The organism is Pseudomonas sp. MF09156, from assembly GCF_059862305.1.
This window is the reverse complement of sequence record NZ_JCBCUR010000019.1, coordinates 69,549-85,231: the sequence shown is the minus strand read 5'-3', so window position 1 is coordinate 85,231 and position 15,683 is coordinate 69,549. Positions and strand designations below refer to the sequence as shown.

The 15,683-nt window shown below is 63.2% G+C and carries 15 protein-coding genes and 1 pseudogene; 3 read left to right on the top strand and 13 right to left on the bottom strand.

Annotation, left to right across the window (positions count from 1 at the left end; translation table 11 throughout):
- Positions 1–94: 94 nt before the first annotated feature.
- The 4 genes and pseudogenes from AC19YY_RS26850 to AC19YY_RS26835 form a co-directional block, all read right to left on the bottom strand.
- A complete protein-coding gene (locus tag AC19YY_RS26850; protein WP_371923399.1) occupies positions 95–799 on the bottom strand; it encodes a methyl-accepting chemotaxis protein in 705 nt (234 codons plus the stop codon).
- A gap of 204 nt (positions 800–1,003) precedes the next feature.
- Positions 1,004–1,180, bottom strand: a pseudogene (locus AC19YY_RS26845) (methyl-accepting chemotaxis protein); the annotation flags it as partial.
- Between the two features lie 969 nt (positions 1,181–2,149).
- Positions 2,150–3,574: an aminotransferase-like domain-containing protein gene (locus AC19YY_RS26840; RefSeq protein WP_170042658.1), complete on the bottom strand. Its 1,425-nt coding sequence runs from the start codon at positions 3,572–3,574 to the stop codon at positions 2,150–2,152.
- A 205-nt stretch (positions 3,575–3,779) separates the two neighbouring features.
- Entirely contained in the window at positions 3,780–4,541 is a 762-nt protein-coding gene (locus AC19YY_RS26835) for an SDR family oxidoreductase (RefSeq protein ID WP_170056988.1), read from the bottom strand.
- 226 nt (positions 4,542–4,767) lie between these two features.
- Here AC19YY_RS26835 and AC19YY_RS26830 point away from each other — a divergent pair, with 226 nt between their 5' ends.
- Positions 4,768–5,775, top strand: coding sequence for an NADP-dependent oxidoreductase (locus AC19YY_RS26830; protein WP_169956820.1), 1,008 nt, complete (start codon positions 4,768–4,770; stop codon positions 5,773–5,775).
- Positions 5,776–5,932: 157 nt separating this feature from the next.
- Here AC19YY_RS26830 and pyrF read toward each other — a convergent pair whose 3' ends face one another.
- On the bottom strand, positions 5,933–6,631 hold the full coding sequence (pyrF, locus tag AC19YY_RS26825) for an orotidine-5'-phosphate decarboxylase (protein ID WP_029292743.1): 699 nt from the start codon (positions 6,629–6,631) through the stop codon (positions 5,933–5,935).
- A gap of 266 nt (positions 6,632–6,897) precedes the next feature.
- Here pyrF and AC19YY_RS26820 point away from each other — a divergent pair, with 266 nt between their 5' ends.
- Together AC19YY_RS26820 and AC19YY_RS26815 are read left to right on the top strand one after the other, a co-directional pair.
- Positions 6,898–7,647, top strand: a complete 750-nt coding sequence (locus AC19YY_RS26820) for a response regulator (RefSeq protein ID WP_169956845.1) — start codon at positions 6,898–6,900, stop codon at positions 7,645–7,647.
- Positions 7,647–8,687 carry a sensor histidine kinase gene (locus AC19YY_RS26815; protein WP_432754447.1) on the top strand — a complete coding sequence of 347 codons (1,041 nt, stop codon included), beginning with the start codon at positions 7,647–7,649 and terminating at the stop codon, positions 8,685–8,687. The genes AC19YY_RS26820 and AC19YY_RS26815 overlap by 1 nt, the downstream gene beginning before the upstream one ends.
- 28 nt (positions 8,688–8,715) lie before the next feature.
- Here the strand turns inward: AC19YY_RS26815 and AC19YY_RS26810 are convergent, their stop codons facing one another.
- The 8 genes from AC19YY_RS26810 to AC19YY_RS26775 all read right to left on the bottom strand — a co-directional run bounded on the left by AC19YY_RS26810 (position 8,716) and on the right by AC19YY_RS26775 (position 15,683).
- The gene (locus tag AC19YY_RS26810) at positions 8,716–9,777 is read right to left on the bottom strand and encodes an AI-2E family transporter (protein WP_169956816.1); all 1,062 of its coding nucleotides are present in this window, start codon (positions 9,775–9,777) and stop codon (positions 8,716–8,718) included.
- Between the two features lie 71 nt (positions 9,778–9,848).
- Complete coding sequence (locus AC19YY_RS26805) at positions 9,849–10,667, bottom strand: DUF4892 domain-containing protein (RefSeq protein WP_169956814.1); 819 nt, start codon at positions 10,665–10,667, stop codon at positions 9,849–9,851.
- 102 nt (positions 10,668–10,769) lie between these two features.
- Complete coding sequence (locus tag AC19YY_RS26800; protein WP_492633564.1) at positions 10,770–11,624, bottom strand: alpha/beta hydrolase; 855 nt, start codon at positions 11,622–11,624, stop codon at positions 10,770–10,772.
- Positions 11,621–12,424 carry an alpha/beta fold hydrolase gene (locus AC19YY_RS26795; RefSeq protein WP_169956810.1) on the bottom strand — a complete coding sequence of 268 codons (804 nt, stop codon included), beginning with the start codon at positions 12,422–12,424 and terminating at the stop codon, positions 11,621–11,623. The genes AC19YY_RS26800 and AC19YY_RS26795 overlap by 4 nt, the downstream gene beginning before the upstream one ends.
- Before the next feature lie 97 nt (positions 12,425–12,521).
- The gene (locus AC19YY_RS26790) at positions 12,522–12,965 is read right to left on the bottom strand and encodes a hotdog fold thioesterase (RefSeq protein WP_169956808.1); all 444 of its coding nucleotides are present in this window, start codon (positions 12,963–12,965) and stop codon (positions 12,522–12,524) included.
- Positions 12,966–12,995: 30 nt separating this feature from the next.
- A complete protein-coding gene (locus tag AC19YY_RS26785) occupies positions 12,996–14,663 on the bottom strand; it encodes an AMP-binding protein (protein WP_500605119.1) in 1,668 nt (555 codons plus the stop codon).
- A gap of 226 nt (positions 14,664–14,889) precedes the next feature.
- Complete coding sequence (gene sixA, locus AC19YY_RS26780) at positions 14,890–15,339, bottom strand: phosphohistidine phosphatase SixA (RefSeq protein ID WP_172312806.1); 450 nt, start codon at positions 15,337–15,339, stop codon at positions 14,890–14,892.
- Positions 15,336–15,683 (bottom strand): DUF4389 domain-containing protein, encoded by a 348-nt coding sequence (locus AC19YY_RS26775; protein ID WP_038447121.1) that lies wholly within the window; start codon positions 15,681–15,683, stop codon positions 15,336–15,338. The genes sixA and AC19YY_RS26775 overlap by 4 nt, the downstream gene beginning before the upstream one ends.

The window sequence follows — 15,683 nt, the reverse complement described above, 5'->3', positions numbered from 1 at the left end:
CGCAGCTACATTCCCCTGTGGGAGCGGGCTTGCCCGCGATGTACACCTCAGGGTGTCAGCTCCCACAGGGAACTCGTTCCGGTCCTGAATATGATTACAGCCGGAAATGCCCCACCATCCCCTTGAGTTCCGCCCCCAGTTGCGCCAACTCGATGCTCGACGCGGCGTTACCCTGCATGCTCAGCGCCGACTGATCGGCACTGGCGCGGATGCTGGTGACGCTACGGTTGATCTCTTCGGCCACTGAGCTCTGCTGTTCGGCGGCCGCCGCGATCTGCTGGTTCATCTGCTGGATCAGCGAGACCGCCGCCGCAATGCTGCCCAAGGCGCTTTCGGTTTCCAGGGCATCGCTGACGGCCAGTTTCACCAGCTCGCCACTGTGCTGGATATCCCGCACCGAGGACTGCGCTGCACTGCGCAGGGTGCTGACCAGACGTTCGATTTCTTCCGTCGATTGCTGGGTGCGCCGGGCCAGGGCCCGCACTTCATCGGCGACCACCGCGAAGCCGCGCCCTTGCTCGCCGGCGCGTGCCGCCTCGATGGCCGCGTTGAGTGCCAGCAGGTTGGTCTGCTCGGCCACGCTTTTGATCACCTCCAGCACGCTGCCAATGTTCTGGATTTCCGCGCTCAGGCTCTCGATGCTGGTACTGGCGGATGTCGCCGAACTGGCCAGCAACTCGATGCGCTGCAAGCTCTGGCGCACCACCTGTTGGCCGCTGTCGACCTTGTCGTCGGCGGTTTGCGCCGCTTGGGCGGCCTGCTCGGCATTGCGCGCCACATCATGCACCGTGGCGGCCATCTGGTTCATGGCGGTGGCGACTTGCTCGGTTTCTTCTTTCTGGTTGCTGACTTCGAGATTGGTCTGCTCGGTCACGCTGGACAACGACTGGGCCGAGCTGGCCAATTGCGCAATGCCCGCCTGCAACCCGCTGACCATGCTGCTCAGGCCCCCGCCCATTTGCTGCATCGCCTGCATCAACTGGCCCATTTCGTCCTGTCGGCTCACCTCCATGCGCCCGCTGAGATCCCCGGCGGCAATCTGCCGGGCCACGCCAATCACGCTGCGCAGCGGCAGCACGATCAACCGGGTAATCAGCCACGCCGCAATCACCCCCACCAACAAGGCCAGGGCCGACGAAACAATGATCAGCAAGCTGCTCTTGGCCAACTGCGCCTGCATCGACTGGTCCTGGGCGGCATAGGCCTGGTTGACCTGCGCCACCACCTGCGCCGCCCGCTCATGCAACTTCTGGTAGACGATCTTTTCCTGGGCCAACAGGCCGGTGTATTCGGTGAGTTTTTCGCTGAAGGCGCCGATGTGCCCGACCACTTCATTAAGCACCGTCTGATAGCCGGGGTCCTTGACCAGGGTCTTCAGTTGTTCGGCCTGGGCCAGGGCCTGGTCAGCCTGTTCGATGCGGCCTTGCCCGGCACTGTCCTCATCACCCTTGCGGCTTTGATCCAGACGCACCCGCGCTTCGTTCATGGCCTGCAACATCAGGCGCGAGACCTGCGCCACCTGGCCGGCCTGCTCGATAAACTCGGCGCCCTCCCTGCCCTGGCTTTCCTTGAGGCCATAGGCCCCGTCGTCGGCCAGGCCGGCCTGCAATACATCAAGGTTGTTGGCCACGCTGGACACCGACCAACTGGCCATTTCCAATGCCAGGTCCTTGGCCTGGGTCAGCTCGACAAACTCGTCAAACGCCTTGCGATAGGCACCCAGGGCCTGCCCGACCTCGCTCATGTTCAGCGTCAGCGCCTCGGCCAACAGGCTATCGACCCGCTGGTGCAGGGCCTCGACCGACTTGGCGTCGGTGCGCAACGCATACTCCTGCTCGATCAGGCGCACGTTCAGCAGCCCTTCATTGAGCGAAGACATGCCCTTGAGCCCCACAAAACGCTGGCCAACGGTTTGCAGGGACCACACGCCAATCGCCGCCACCAGGGCCGTCAGCAGTAATACCAGGGCAAACCCCAGCCCCAGTTTCCTGGCCAGCCCAAGGTTGGCAAATCGTCGTTGCACGGCCAAAATCATTGCGCAAAATCCTCTTGGCGTGGCGAATGCCAGCAAGCCCGGTATCCATGCAACGAGATTCGCAACCCCGGCCCCCGCAACACAAGACGTTGGCGCCACAATAATGGCAAAAAGCTACATACCCGTCGTTTTCAGAATGGTGGAGGTCGATCCTGCAGGCCCCATCGCCTTGAACAACGCCAGGGCCCGGTGATCACAGGCATAGGCCACGTTGATCCGTAGCCAATCGGCGTGCTCGCCGGTCGGGCTGAACAACTCCCCGGAAGACAGCAGGACCCCAAGCTGCCGCGCCCTGGCATGCAACCTCGTGCCATCCACTGCGCCGGGGCGCGCCCACACAAACATGCCACCTGCAGGTACCGCAAACACCTCCCACTCTTCGTCCTCCAGCACCTGCAACGTCTTCGCCATCTCCGTGCTCAAGCGACGGCGCAGGCGTTGCACCCATTTGCGGTAGGTGCCGTTGGCCAGCAGGCTCGCTACCATCGCTTCGGCGAAGCGCGAGGTGCCCAGGCCCGTCAGGGTCTTGAGCTTGAGCACTTGGCCGATCAAGGCCGTGCTGGCAGTGAGATAGCCGACTCGCAGGGCGCTGCTCAGGGTCTTGGAAAAACTCGAGACATAGATGACCCGATCACCATGGGCCAATGCCGCCAGCCGGATACAGGAAGCATGTTGCAGGTCGCCGTAGACATCCTCCTCGACAATCAGGAAGTCCCGGGCGTGGGCCAGGTGCAGCAGGCGCTCGGCCACTGTCCGCGAGAGGCTACTACCGGTCGGGTTGTGGTAGAGGCTGTTGATGAACAGGCACTTGGGGCGGTGGCTGGCCAGCAGCGCCTCCAGGGCCTGGATGTCCGGGCCACTGCGGGTCCTGGGGACCTCCAGCAACTTGACGCCGTGGAAGGCCAACTGACGATAAAGGTTGCCGTAGCCAGGGGTCTCAACTACCACCGTATCGCCGGCCTTGAGCAAGGTGCGGATCAGCAGGTCCTGGGCATGGCTGGCACCATGGGTGGTGAGAATGCGCTCGGTACTGCTGGCCACCTGGATCTGCGTCAGGCGCTTGTGCAATTGCTCACGCAACACCGGCAACCCCAGGGGCGTGCTGTAGTTGAAAACCCCTGCGGTATCGGTACGGCTGATTTCGCGAATCGCGTAGCTGATGTCATCACTTTCACGCCAGGAGTCCGGCAGCCAGCCGCACCCCAGCTTCAATTCGCCCAACTGGTTATCGGTAAAGGCTCCCCACCTGCGCTCCGCGCCCTCGTACCACTGGCACTCTGCCAGTGGACTGCTGGCCACAGGCTGTTCGGCGATAACAAACCCCGAGCCGGCCCTTGAGGCCAACATCCCTTCGGCCACCATGCGCTCCAGGGCCTCGATCACATTGGATTGACTGAGCAGGTTGTCATGAGCCAGTTGCCGGATGGACGGCAGGCGCGTTCCAGGGCTGACCCCGCTCTCTCGGATCCATGCGGCAATGGCGCTGACAATTTGCTGAACCACCGGTACAAGGGCTTGTCGATTGATCCCTAAATCCATGAGCCACCCCCTTCAACTGTTTGGCTTTTAACTCAAAACAGTTAAGCACAGAAGGTCCGGATCACCCCGCTCATAAATTTATTAAATCATTGATTTTATTGAATTATTTACCTATTGAAACACAATAAACCAAGGCATCTTGCCACCTGCGGAAACGCCCCACAGGGCCTCAAATCACTTTCCCAGTGGTGCACGGCAGCAGGTCCTAAATAGCGGTCGCCCCACCATCCACCGCCAATGCATGCCCGGTGGTGAACGCCGCACCATCGCTGCACAAATACAGGACCGCACTGGCGATTTCCCCGACCGTACCAATACGCCCGACCGGGTGCATGGCGGCGGCAAATTCGGCCTTGCGCGGATCGGCTTCATAGGCGCGGCGGAACATGTCGGTGTCGATCACCGCCGGGCACACGGCGTTGACGCGGATTTTCTTTTTCGCGTACTCGATGGCCGCCGACTTGGTCAGGCCAATCACCGCATGCTTGGACGCCGCATAAATGCTCATCTTCGGCGCAGCCCCCAACCCGGCCACCGACGCGGTATTGACGATCGCCCCGCCGCCCTGGGCCAGCAGCAACGGCAACTGGTACTTCATGCACAACCACACGCCCTTGACGTTGACCCCCATGATCGCGTCGAACTCATCCAGGGTGCCGTCGGCCAACTTACCTTGTTCGATTTCGATGCCGGCATTGTTGAACGCATAGTCCAGGCGGCCATAACTGTTCAACACCTGCTGCATCAGGTTCTTTACATCCGCCTCCAGGGTGACGTTGCAGCGCACGAACACCGCCTCACCGCCCACCTCGCGGATCAGCGCGACCGTGCCCTCGCCGCCCGTCACATCCAGGTCGGCGACCACCACCTTCAAGCCTTCCTCGGCAAATGCCAGTGCCGTGGCGCGGCCAATGCCGTTGGCGGCACCAGTGACCAGGGCGACCTGGCCGGAAAACGTCATGCTCATAGCTTTTATCCTTGGATGAATACCCGTTCGCCCAGCATAGCCAGTGCCCGGCGCCGCGCGTCAGCACTATCAGAAGGCCGGTTGAACGCCCATGCGTGGCAGTGATAAGTGTGCCGTGCCCACTATCAAGCCAGCCTATCGACGGGCATTCGCAGGCATCGGCCGAACTTGCTCCTGGCGCCTGGAAGGTCTATCACTTGAGGTTCATTTACCCAGAGTCCTTGCCATGACTGCCCAGACCAACCGCCAATTCCTGCTTGCCAAACGCCCGGTCGGCGCGGCCACGCGGGACACCTTTACCTTTCAGGAAGTGCCAGTGGGCAACCTGGCGGACGGCCAGGTACTGGTGCGTAATGAGTACCTGTCCCTCGACCCGGCCATGCGTGGCTGGATGAATGAAGGCAAGTCCTACATCCCGCCGGTAGGCATCGGTGAAGTCATGCGCGCCCTGGGCGTAGGCCAGGTCATCGCCTCGAACACCCCGAAATTCGCCGTAGGCGATTACGTGAATGGCGCCCTGGGCGTGCAGGATTACTTCCTCGGCGAGCCGCGAGGTTTCTACAAGGTCGACCCGAAACTGGCGCCGTTGCCGCGCTATCTGTCGGCGCTGGGCATGACCGGCATGACCGCCTACTTCGCGCTGCTCGACACCGGCGCGCCTAAGGCCGGCGACACCGTGGTGATTTCCGGCGCCGCCGGGGCGGTGGGCAGCATTGCCGGGCAGATCGCCAAGATCAAGGGATGCCGCGTGGTCGGGATTGCCGGCGGCGCCGACAAGTGCAAGTTCTTGCTGGATGAACTGGGGTTCGATGCGGCCATCGACTACAAGCACGAAGACGTGCCGACGGCCCTCAAGCGCGAATGCCCGAAAGGCGTGGACGTGTATTTCGACAACGTGGGCGGCGATATCCTCGATGCCGTGCTCAGCCGCCTCGCGCTGAAGGCGCGGGTAGTGATCTGCGGTGCCATCAGCCAGTACAACAACAAGGAAGCCGTGAAGGGTCCGGCCAACTACTTGTCGCTGCTGGTCAATCGGGCGCGCATGGAAGGGTTTGTGGTGATGGACCACGCGGCGAACTTTGCCGCCGCGGGCCAGGAAATGGCCGGCTGGATGGCGCAGGGCAAGCTCAAGAGCAAGGAAGATATTGTCGAGGGGCTGGAGACGTTCCCGGAGACGCTGATGAAGCTGTTCAACGGCGAGAACTTTGGCAAGTTGGTGCTCAAGGTCAACTGACACCCCACAGAGCCCTTGTGGGATTGGGTGCCAGCCGACACACAATAAGCAAATGTAGGAGCTGGCTTGCCTGCGATAGCATCACCTCGGACTGACTGAAAAACCGAGGTGCCTGTATCGCTGGCAAGCCAGCTCCCACATTTTTAGCGCAAAGGCATCAGGCGATTTCAGCAACCACCGCCGCCAGGGCCTTGGCCGGATCAGCCGCCTGGCTGATCGGGCGACCAATCACCAGGTAATCAGAACCCGCATCCAGCGCCTGGCGCGGGGTAAGGATGCGGCGCTGGTCGTCCTGGGCGCTGCCCGCCGGGCGAATCCCCGGAGTCACCAACTGCAACGCCGGATGGGCGGCCTTCAACGCCTGGGCTTCCAGCGCCGAACAGACCAGGCCATCAAGGCCGGCCTTCTGCGCCAGGGCCGCCAGGCGCAGCACTTGCTCCTGGGGCTCGATATCCAGGCCGATACCGGCCAGGTCTTCACGCTCCATGCTGGTCAGCACGGTTACACCGATCAGCAGCGGCTTGGGACCGCTGCGTTGCTCCAGCACCTCACGGCACGCGGCCATCATGCGCAGGCCGCCGGAACAGTGAACGTTGACCATCCACACGCCCATCTCGGCAGCGGCCTTGACCGCCATTGCGGTGGTGTTGGGGATATCGTGGAATTTCAGGTCGAGGAACACCTCAAAACCTTTGTCCCGCAGGGTGCCGACGATTTCTGCGGCGCAACTGGTGAACAATTCCTTGCCGACCTTGACCCGGCAGAGCTTGGGGTCCAACTGGTCAGCCAGCTTCAGTGCGGCGTCACGAGTGGGGTAATCCAGGGCGACGATGATAGGAGTCTGGCAGACGGACATTGGAATGGGCTCTCAGGCAAGTCGAAATCGGCGCGGATTGTAGCGCAAGCAGCGGCTTTGCGGGATCCGATGATCGGTAAATCCTCGCCGACTGCCTACTTTTCTGGGAGAAGCGGCTAATATTTCAAAGTCGATACATTCACGACACGCCTGCAACATGCCCCGCCAGTAGCCTCGCCCGCATGCCCCGACACGGCGCCTACGCTCAACGCACCTACCCCGTCGCCGCCCCTGGGCCGACGGTCAACCAGGCAGATGATCGCACCATGCATACCCCTTGCGCCCTGAACCACGAGCCCGCCACCGAGGACAAGCGCTGGAACACCCGCGCGCTGATCGTCGACGACGATGTGCCGATCCGCGAACTGCTGATCGATTACCTGGCCCGCTTCAACATCCTCGCCAGCGGCGTGACCGATGGCGCCGCCATGCGCCAGGCCATGCTGGCCGAGACCTTTGATGTGGTGGTGCTCGACCTGATGCTGCCGGGCGAAGACGGTTTGTCGATTTGCCGCTGGCTGCGGGCCGAATCGGATATCCCGATCCTGATGCTGACCGCCCGCTGCGAACCCACCGACCGCATTATCGGCCTGGAGCTGGGGGCTGACGACTATATGTCCAAGCCGTTTGAACCCCGGGAACTGGTGGCGCGGATCCAGACCATCCTGCGCAGGGTTCGTGATGAGCGCACCGAGCAGCGGACCAACATCCGCTTCGATAACTGGCGCCTCAACAGCGTGCTGCGCCAACTGGTGGCCGACAACGGCCTGGTGGTGCCGCTGTCCAACGCCGAATTCCGTTTGCTGTGGGTATTTATCGAACGTCCGCGCCGGGTGCTCAGCCGCGAACAGTTGCTGGATGCCGCCCGTGGGCGCTCGATCGAAGCCTTTGACCGCAGCATCGACCTGCTGGTCTCGCGCCTGCGCCAGAAACTGGGGGACGACCCCAAGGCCCCGCAACTGATCAAGACCGTGCGCGGTGAAGGCTACCTGTTCGACGCGCGAGACATTGGCTGATGCGCAACGCCTTCAACACGTTGTTTGGCCGCCTGTTCGGGGTGTTGCTGGTGGGCATTGTGCTGGCCCATGTGCTGGCGATCCTTTGGTTCCAGCATTACGGCCCGCCGCCACCACCGCCTGTCACAACGCTGGTCGAACAAGCGGACGGTACCTTGGAGCCCCAGATACAGAGCCGTCCCAGACTCAGAGGCGCGGTGGTGCTGCTGTCCTTCCAATGTATCTCGCTGATCATCGCCGCGTGGTTCGGCGCCAAGCTGCTCAGCCGCCCGATCCAGCGCTTGAGCGCGGCGGCCGAGCGCCTGAGCCTGGACCTGGACAGCCCGCCCCTGGACGAATCCGGCCCGCGCGAAGCCCGCCAGGCTGCCTCGACCTTCAACCTGATGCAACGGCGCATCCGCGAACAAGTCAGCCAGCGCGCGCGCATGCTCGGCGCAGTGTCCCACGACCTGCGCACCCCGCTGTCGCGGCTCAAGCTGCGCCTGGAGCAGATCGACGATATGCGCTTGCAGGGCCAGATGCGCCACGATCTGGACGACATGATCGGCATGCTCGACGCCACCTTGAGCTACCTGCACGAACAACGCACCGGCGAAAGCCGACAGTGGCTGGACGTGCAGGCACTGGTGCAATCTTTGAGCGAAAACGCCCAGGACCAGGGCGCAGACGTGCAGTGCCTGGGCCAAAGCGCCCCGCTGCAAGTGCAACCCATGGCCTTGCGCTCGTGCCTGAACAACTTGATCGACAACGCCCTGCGTTATGCCGGTACGGCGCGCATTGAACTGCAGGATAGCCCCCAGGCGCTGGTGATTCGGGTGATCGACCATGGGCCGGGGATTGCCGCCGAACAGCGGGAAGCGGTGTTCGAAGCGTTTTTTCGGCTGGAAGGCTCGCGCAACCGTAATTCCGGGGGCGTGGGGCTGGGGATGACCATCGCCAAGGAGGCGGTGGAGCGGTTGGGGGGTAGATTGAGCCTGGAGGAAACACCAGGCGGTGGGTTGACGGCAAAAATGTGGCTACCCAGAAGCGAACCCCTGTAGGAGCCGGCCTGCCGGCTCCTAGCAGAGATCAGTTTGTCTTGTCCTCGCGACGAACCTGCGCCTGGCTGGCGCTCCAATCCGTCAACAGGCTATACGCCACTGCCAGCAAGGTCGGCCCGATAAACAAGCCGATAAAGCCAAACGCGATCAAGCCACCAAATACCCCCAGCAGCACAATCACCAGCGGCAGGTTGCCGCCGCGGCTGATCAGGTACGGCTTGAGCACGTTGTCCACGCCGCTGATGATGAATGTGCCCCAGACGCCAAGGAACACCGCATAGGTGTAATCGCCCTTCCATACCAGCCAGGCCGTGGCCGGGATCCATACCAGCGGCGGGCCCATGGGGATCAGGCTCAGCAGGAAGGTGACGATGCCCAGCACCAGTGCCCCCGGCACGCCGGCGATCAGGAAGCCGATCAGTGCCAGCAGTGCCTGGGCGGCGGCGGTGCCGATCACGCCGTTGACCACCCGCTGTACGGTACCGGCGACCAGGTCGATGTAGTACCCGGCACGCTCACCAATCAAGCGTTCCAGCAAACGGTGGACGAACATCGCCAGGCGCGGCCCGTCGCGGTAGAAAAAGAACACAAACACCAGGCTCAGGGTCAGCTCCAGAATGCCGCCGCCGATCTGCGCGCTACGGGCCAGCAGCCAGTTGCCGACCTGCCCCAGGTACGGCTTGATCGTGACCATCAAGGCTGCGCCCTGTTGGTCGATGCTGTCCCACATGCCCACCAGCCGCTCTCCCACAAACGGGATGGAGCCCAGCCAGGTGGGCGCCTCGGGCAGGCCGTCGACCTGGACGTCCTTGATCAGCGCCACGGCGTCGCGCACGTGGTCGGCCAGGTTGAAGCCCAGCCACACCAGCGGCACCGCCACCAGCAGCATCCAGCCCAGGGTCAGGATCCCGGCGGCCAGGGACTCGCGGCCACCCAGGGCGCGGGTCAACAGGCGCATCAGCGGCCAACTGGCAAACGCCAGCACCGCGCCCCAGAACAGCGCCGACCAGAACGGCGCCATCACCCAGAAACTGGCACCAAACAGCACCAGGAGCAGGATCTGCACCAGCAGGCGATCATTGTTGAGCATGTGGTTTCTCGAAAAAAGTCTGTAGAGGAAGAGCTTAGGCGAACGGCACGGGACCGTTCGCCCTGGAACGATCAGCGGATCACTTGCAGATGCAGGCCCTTGGCCTCGCTAGTGGCGGTTTCCAACCGCGCCGCGCGTACGCCCTTGTCGATCAGGCCCTGGCGCCAGGCTTCGGCGTTGGGCCCGCTCAAACTGACCCGCAATGTGGTATCGAGGTTCAATCCACGGGAAATCAGGGTCAGCCACGTGGCGTCGGGCTCAGCCCCCAGCGAGGGGAAATCCAGCTCGTCGGTGCTTTTCAGTTCGCGCAACAACGTGGCCGAGGTTGGCAGCAATTGCCCCAAGGGCGCGCTGGCGTCCATTTGCTCCACATGCAGGTACGCCCGGCGATTGCCGCGAGTGATGCCGTACAGCGCCACCAGGGAGTTGTCCTGGGGGGCGGCCAGGCGCAGCAAGAGGAATTCCTGCTGGCCATCGGCGCCCACCAGCTTGGCATTGCCCAGGACCTCGTTGGCCCACAGGCTGCTTTCGCCACAATCGCGGGCCTGGCACCAGAACAGCAACTGTGCGCCCTGCTCTTGCAAGGCCTCGCGCGTGGATTTGAAGGCCGCGCTGGAACTGTGCTCGGCGGGCAGTTCATAGGTGATGGCGGTCACTTGACCACGCGCCGTGGCCTGGCCTTCGTAACGTAACTGGCCGCTGATCTTGCGGATCGCGCCCATGGGGTAGATGCGTTCTTTTTCTTCGGCGGGACGGTAGTCGACAATCTGCGCATCCACCTGACGGGCCACGCTGGGCAGATCCTGGCTTCCCGGTAGATCAGCAGCGAAAACCAACGGGCTGACGCAGCACAGCCCAAGCACACGGATAATTCCCTTGGCACTACTCATCGGATCGGTGCGCCTGGGCCGGTGGATGCCTTCGCGGTATTCGGATTGTTCATGGTTGACTCCCTTTCAATCCGCCCAGCCTCGACAGTTGCCCCCGCCAAGTCAAGGCGCGGTGAAGAACCGATTGAAACAGTCTGCAACAAGAGCGGCCCCCGGCTCGTCATTCAGGTGCAAATGATGGCCACCTGCAAGGGTCGTCACGCTGAACGGCAGCTGCGAAAGCAGCTCGGGATGCTTGGCCAGCATGCCCTCTTGTGCGACCACCAACTGCGTAGGGCAAGCTACCCGGCGCACGAAGGCCATGGCCTGTTCTTCCGTCAGGCGCATCGGCGAGGCCAGGGTCAGGCGGCTGTCGCTGCGCCAGGTGTAGCCACCCGGTACCGGCATCAAGCCGCGCTGGGCCAGGAGTTCCGCGGCTTCACGGCTGACGGCGACCACACCTTTCATCCGCGCCTCCACCGCCCGGTCGAGGCTGCCATACACCGGCTTGCGCTTGTCTTGCAGGTTGATTTGCGCCTGCAAGGCCATGCCCAGGCGCTCGGCGGCGTTCTCGCCGGTGGCGGTCGGCGGGATCACGCCGTCGATCAATGCCAAATGCGTCACGCGCTCCGGCATGGCCCCGGCCAGTACGGTGGAAACAACCGCACCGAGGGAGTGGCCAAGTAATGCAAAACGTTTCCAGCCCAGTTGTTCGGCCACTTGCAGTACATCGAACACGTAATCCCATAGCGCATAACCTGCGCCGGCCGGGCGATGGGACGAGTGGCCGTGGCCGGCCATGTCCAGGGCGACAATACGCAAGCCGTGCAGCTTGGGTGCCAGGCGCGCGAAGCTGTTGGCGTTGTCCAGCCAGCCATGCAGGGCGATCACCGGCAGGCCGTCTTGCGGGCCGAACAGATGGGCCGCCAGCTCGATATGCGGCAGGCTCAGGCGCACTTCTTCGACAGGCACGGTCATGCGCAGCTGCGCTCGCGGGCTTGCCAGCGGGTGAACAGGTTCTTGATCAAGGTCGCCGTATCCTGCGGGCGCTCCAGGGGAAACATGTGGCCGCCGGGCATGGTCAGCATCTCGCCCATGGGCAGGCGCGCGACGCCGCTGGCGTGATGGCGCATCACCACCCGGCTCTGCCGGCCGCGTACCACGGCCAGTGGCACTTTCAATTGGCGAGTCTGGCCAGGGCTGGTGTGTGGCACGCCGCGGTAGATGCTGATTTCCGTGGCCGGGTCGAACCGCAGGCGCAGGCGATCGCCGACCTGGTGCAAACCGTGTTGCAGATAGGCCTCCAGGCAATCCGGGTCAAACCCGCGGAACAACGTCTTGCCGGAAAAATACTGGCGCGCTGCCTCCAGGTCGGCGAACTCTTCGCGCCGGCCCAGGGTGCGGCCCGCCGGGGTCAGGCGGTCGATCAGGCCAAAACGCTTGGCCGCACGGATCACCCAGCGGTCGGCCAGGGTCAGCACCGGCGAGTCGAGCATCACCACCCCGCGATACAACTGCGGGCAGCGCAAGGCCGCGTGCAAATGCAATACCCCACCCAGTGAATGGCCGACGCCCCACACCGGCTCCGGTTGCTGTTCCAGGTGGTGGATCAATTCGTCCACCAGGTTCTGCCAGTTGTCATCCACCGGAAACCGCGGATCGTGGCCGTGCTGTGACAGGTGCGCCACTGCGTACTCCGGCGCCAGGGCCGCGAACAATTTGCCGTAGGTCGCCGAAGGGAAGCCATTGGCATGGGTGAAAAACACATGTTGCGACATAGCCTGCCCATCTTCAAAAACAGAAATCGATTGTCCCCACCCCCGGTCGCTACAGCAATGACTGTAACTGCCAGGAATGATGACACTCACGCCACGCCTATCGCGCTGGCGGGTTCTCGCCCAGCGGCACCACGGCCATGGTCAGGCGCGACACGCAACTGGCCTTGCCCTCGTCACTGGTCAGGCGAATGTCCCAGACATGGGTGGTGCGCCCGATATGGATCGCCCGGGCCACCGCCGTCACCCGCCCGGACCGCAGGCCGCGCAGGTGATTGGCGTTGATCTCCAGGCCCACGCAGTAGAACTTGCTGGCGTCGATGCACAAATAGCTCGCCATGGAGCCGACTGTTTCGGCCAACACCACCGAGGCCCCACCGTGCAGCAGGCCATAGGGTTGATGGGTGCGGTGGTCGATCACCATGCTGGCGGTCAGGGACTCGTCGTCGAAGCGTTCGAAACGGATGTCCAGCACTTCACCAATGGTGTTTTTCTGGATGGCATTGAGTTGCTCGATGTTGGGAAGGGTGCGCCACAGGCTCATTGCAGTGTCCTTATTGATTTTGTTGAATGCTCAATCCTGCCACAGCACCGCCTCGGAGCGCGCGCTCCAGGCCTGGAACTGTGGACCGTAGGTTGACTCGATCACGTTGCGCTTGATCTTCAGGGTCGGCGTCAGAAAGCCGTTTTCCACGGCCCAACTGTCTTTCACCACCACCAGTTGACGCAAGCGCTCATGTTTATCCAGCACCTGGTTGACCTCCTCCAGCAGGCGCTCCAGGCTGCCGTGCAAGGATTGCCGGGCCTCGCTGGCCGCCTCTTGCAGACCCACCGCAGACAGCACGCACAAGCCCATCGGCGCGCTCAGGCCATCGCCGACCACGCACACCTGCTCGATGCGCCCGTGCTCCGCCAGGCGGTTTTCGATGGGCGCCGGGGCCACGTACTTGCCCTTGCTGGTCTTGAAGATTTCCTTGAGGCGCCCGGTCAGGCGCAAGCGGCCTTCGGCATCCTGCTCGCCCTTGTCGCCGGTACGCAGGAAGCCGTCCTCGGTGAGGGTCTCGGCGGACTTCTGCGGGTCCTTGAAGTAGCCGAGCATGGTCGCGCCGCTGCGTACCTGGACTTCGCCAGCCGGATCGATGCGCACCTCCACGTCCGGGCATGGCAGGCCGATCCAGCCGATCTTCTGCTGGCCGGGGCGACAGACGTGGGAATAACCACAACTTTCGGTCATGCCATACACCTCCAGCACGTCCAGGCCCAGGCGCTGGTACCAGCGCAGCAGCGCCTCGGGCACCGGCGCGGCACCGGACAGGGCCACCCGGACCGCGTCCAGCCCGAGGCCGGCAAGGACCTTGTGGCCGACACGCTTGCCGATAAATGGCAAGCGCAGCAGCAGGTCCAGGCGTTTTTCCGGGATTTTGCCGTACACCCCCATCTGGAATTTGGTCCAGATCCGCGGCACGCCGAACAGGGCCGTGGGCCGGGCGCGTTGCAGGTCGGTGAGGAAGGTGTCGAGGCTTTCGGCAAAAAACACCGTTTGCCCGGTGTAGATCGCCGCCATCTCGACAAACATGCGCTCGGCCACATGGCACAGCGGCAGGTAAGACAGCAGGCGATCGCCCTCCCCCAGGCCGAACAGCTCGGTACCCCGGGTCGCCGCGAACGCCAGGCCGCCGAAGGTATGCATTACGCCCTTGGGCAGGCCAGTGGTGCCGGAGGTGTAAATGATGGTGGCCAGGTCCGTGGCCGCAGGCGCGGGGTCATCCTGGATCGGCGAGCAGGCTTGCAGGTCGGCCCAGGTGAAGTCGAACTCACCTTCGGGGCACAGCGGCAGGCTGATGGTCGCAAGCCCGGCCTTGATGCCTGGGGCCATGGCTGGCCAGTCGTCAAGCTTGCCGATAAACGCCAACGCGGCCTCGGAGTGCTCCAGCACATGGGCCACGGAATCGGCGGTGAGGTTGGGATACAGCGGGACCGAGACATGCCCGGCCATCCAGATCGCCAGGTCGGCGATGATCCAGTGCGCGCAGTTTTTCGAGATCAGGGCAATGTGCGAGCCCTGGGGCAGCTCCCGCGCGCGCAGCCAATGGGCGACACAACGGGCCTGGTGACCGGCTTCGCCCCAGGTGAGCGTCTGCACCTCGCCGCCGCCCAGGGGCTGGACCAGGAAGCGCTGGCGCGGATGGCGCGCCTCACGTTCAAAGAAGACCTGCAGCGGCAAACGAAAAGCGACAGACATGGGACGCGCTCCTGTGTGTTTTTATCGAAATCAACCAACCAAGCACTTGCTTGGTAGACTATTCCATGCACAAAGGGCGCTGCAAGTTACTTGCAGGCACAACACAAATAAGTGTGGGAGCGGGCTTGCCCGCGATTGCGATGGGTCAGTCAATAGAAATGTCGACTGTTACACCGCTATCGCGGGCAAGCCCGCTCCCACAGGTGATTGTGTTGTGCCTGAAAAATCAGGGGTTTTTGACGCTATTGAGGCTCATCAGCCCCGCCAACGGAAAGTCCCCTTCCAGCTCCGCCAGGCTGGCGGTGTGCATCGGTTGCGGCTGGCGCTGGTGGCCGTGCTGCAAAAAGCTGATCAGGTTGCCCACCAATGGCTGATGGCTGACCAGCAGCACACTGTCATCGGTGTCGAGTTTTTCCAGCACTTGCAGGGGGTTGCCGTCCGGCGTCAGCCACGGCACGGTGCGGATTTCTGGCACAAACCCCAGCGCCTCACGCACCAACTGCGCAGTCTGCTGTGCCCGCGCATAAGGGCTGGCAATGATTGCGCTGATGGGTTGGCCGATCAGGTGCGCGGCGCTGTGCAGCACTTCTTCGCGGCCCCGCTCGGTCAGGTTGCGCTGGGCGTCGCTGGACGCATGGGACTCGGCCTCTCCGTGGCGCAATATCCACAGTTTCATAGCTTGGGCTCTTCATCGCGCACCGGGTGCGGGGCTGGCGGCACGCTGTGGGCGGCCTCGCCTTCCGGAGCGCGCGGGGTTGGCCAGTCGGCGAAGGGCCAGGGTTTCTGCTCGCTGTGGAAGCTGCCAAAACGGCCAATCTGCGCGAGGAACTGGCTGAGGCTGTCGCCAAAGTTCATCAGGCCCAGGTTCGGTGCGCCGTAGATCAGGCGGTAGATCAACTGCACCACCACCAACGCCCCGAGGATGAACTGCGCCACTTGCCAGACCAGGGCAAACACCAGCATCCACAGGATGCGCAGGACAATGGATTCATACTTGGGTGCTGTTTTCGGATCGTTCAT